Source organism: Mesorhizobium sp. M7A.F.Ca.CA.002.05.1.1, from assembly GCF_003998335.1.
Lineage (GTDB): Bacteria > Pseudomonadota > Alphaproteobacteria > Rhizobiales > Rhizobiaceae > Mesorhizobium.
The window spans coordinates 1-1938 of the sequence record NZ_RZQI01001042.1 but is presented as its reverse complement, the minus strand read 5'-3'; the positions used below and the strand labels follow the sequence as shown (position 1 = coordinate 1938).

3 protein-coding genes are annotated in these 1938 nt (G+C 62.3%); 2 read left to right on the top strand and 1 reads right to left on the bottom strand.

The genetic code is table 11. The annotated features are described in order from the left end of the window. Nucleotides 1–479 (top strand): hydroxypyruvate isomerase family protein (locus EN939_RS32185; RefSeq protein WP_164751422.1); only part of this gene is annotated, 479 nt, incomplete at its 5' end. Between the two features lie 227 nt (nt 480–706). Further along, nucleotides 707–1636 (top strand): 2-hydroxy-3-oxopropionate reductase, encoded by a 930-nt coding sequence (locus EN939_RS32175; RefSeq protein ID WP_127271587.1) that lies wholly within the window; start codon nt 707–709, stop codon nt 1634–1636. A 50-nt stretch (nt 1637–1686) separates the two neighbouring features. Here EN939_RS32175 and EN939_RS32170 read toward each other — a convergent pair. Beyond that, the coding region (locus tag EN939_RS32170) for a TrmH family RNA methyltransferase (protein ID WP_272483125.1) at nt 1687–1938 on the bottom strand (252 nt) is incomplete at its 5' end.

Genomic DNA, 1938 nt, shown 5'->3' with positions numbered 1-1938 from the left:
GCATCGCGCCGGCCGCCGCCGACCGCAAGGTGCTGGAGGATGTCTTTGCCGAAAACCTCGCCTTCGCGGCGGAAAAGCTGGAGCAGGCCGGCATCAGGCTGCTGATCGAGCCGATCAACACGCGCGATATTCCGGGCTTCTTCCTCAACTACTCCGACCAGGCGCTAGCGCTGATCGATCGCGTCGGCTCGAAAAACCTGTTCCTGCAATACGACATCTATCACATGCAGATCATGGAGGGGGATCTCGCCCGTACCATCGAGGCAAACCTTGACCGCATCGCGCATATCCAGCTTGCGGACAATCCCGGCCGTCACGAGCCGGGGACGGGCGAGATCAATTTTCCCTTCCTGTACGAGCATATCGACCGCATTGGTTATGCCGGATGGGTCGGGGCGGAATACAAGCCGAAGGCCGGGACGGAAGCTGGGTTGGGGTGGTTTCGGGATTTGAGCGGGCAGGGAAGCGCTGCGGCTTAGCGGCGATCGCAATAGAAGTCGCGTTCCTTCGCGCCCCCCTCTGGCCTGCCGGCCATCTCCCCCACGGGTGGGGAGATCGGCAGCTTCGGCGTCGGCTCGCAACTTTGGCAGCTTCAACAATTGGCCAAGGCAGTGGTGATGTCCAATCTCCCCCTGGTGGGGGAGATGTCCGGCAGGACAGAGGGGGGCGTGACAGAACGCGACCTAACAAAAGACGGAGAAAACAAATGGAAACCATCGGTTTCATCGGCCTTGGCATCATGGGCGCGCCGATGGCGGGGCATCTGCTGGACGCGGGCTATCATGTCATCACCAGCGATCATCGATCGAAACCCTCCACCGATCTCGTCACCAAGGGCCTGAAGACCGTCACCGGCCATGCCGCCGTGGCCAAGGCCGCCGACATCATCATCCTGATGGTGCCCGACACGCCGCAGGTCGCCGATGTGCTGTTCGGCGACAACGGCGTCGCGTCCGGCCTGGCCAAGGGCAAGCTGGTCATCGACATGAGCTCGATCTCGCCGATCGAGACCAAGGTGTTCGCGAAGAAGATCAACGATCTCGGCTGCGACTATCTCGACGCACCGGTCTCGGGCGGCGAGGTCGGCGCCAAGGCGGCGTCGCTGACCATCATGGTCGGCGGCGAGGAAAACCCGTTCGAGCGCGCCAGGCCCGTGTTCGAGAAGATGGGCAAGAACATTACCCTGGTCGGGCCGAACGGGGTTGGCCAGACCACCAAGGTGGCCAACCAGATCGTCGTCGCGCTGACCATTGAAGCTGTCGCCGAAGCGCTTGTTTTTGCTTCGAAAGCCGGCGCCGATCCGGCCAAGGTCAGGCAGGCGCTGATGGGCGGGCTGGCGGCTTCGCGCATTTTGGAAGTGCATGGCGAGCGCATGGTCAAGCGCACCTTCGCGCCGGGTTTTCGGATCGAACTGCACCAGAAGGATCTGAACCTCGCGCTGGAGGGCGCGAAGGCGCTCGGCGTTTCCTTGCCCAACACCTCGACGACTCAGCAGCTGTTCAATTCCTGCGCGGCCAATGGCGGCGCCAAGGAAGATCATTCGGCGCTGGTCAGGGCGCTGGAGCGGATGGCGGGGCATGAGGTGGGGAAGGAGCGAATAGCGAATAGCGAATGGGGAATAGGGATTAGGGATTAGGGATTGCAGCCACGAATAGCCGGGATTCGACTTTCGCTATTCGCTATTCGCTATTCGCTACTCGCTAAAAACTTCCTCGCCACGTAAAGGCTGATCGCCGCGGCATTCGACACGTTGAGCGAATGGATGGCGCCGGGCATGTCGAGCCGCGCCAGCGTCGTCACCGTCTCGCGGGTCTTCTGGCGCAGGCCCTTGCCTTCGGCGCCCAGCACCAGGGCGATCTTTTCTCCGGCAAAGCTCTTTTCGAGTTCGGCCGGCGCGTCCGAATCAAGCCCGATGGTGCGAAAGCCCGCCTCGTGCAG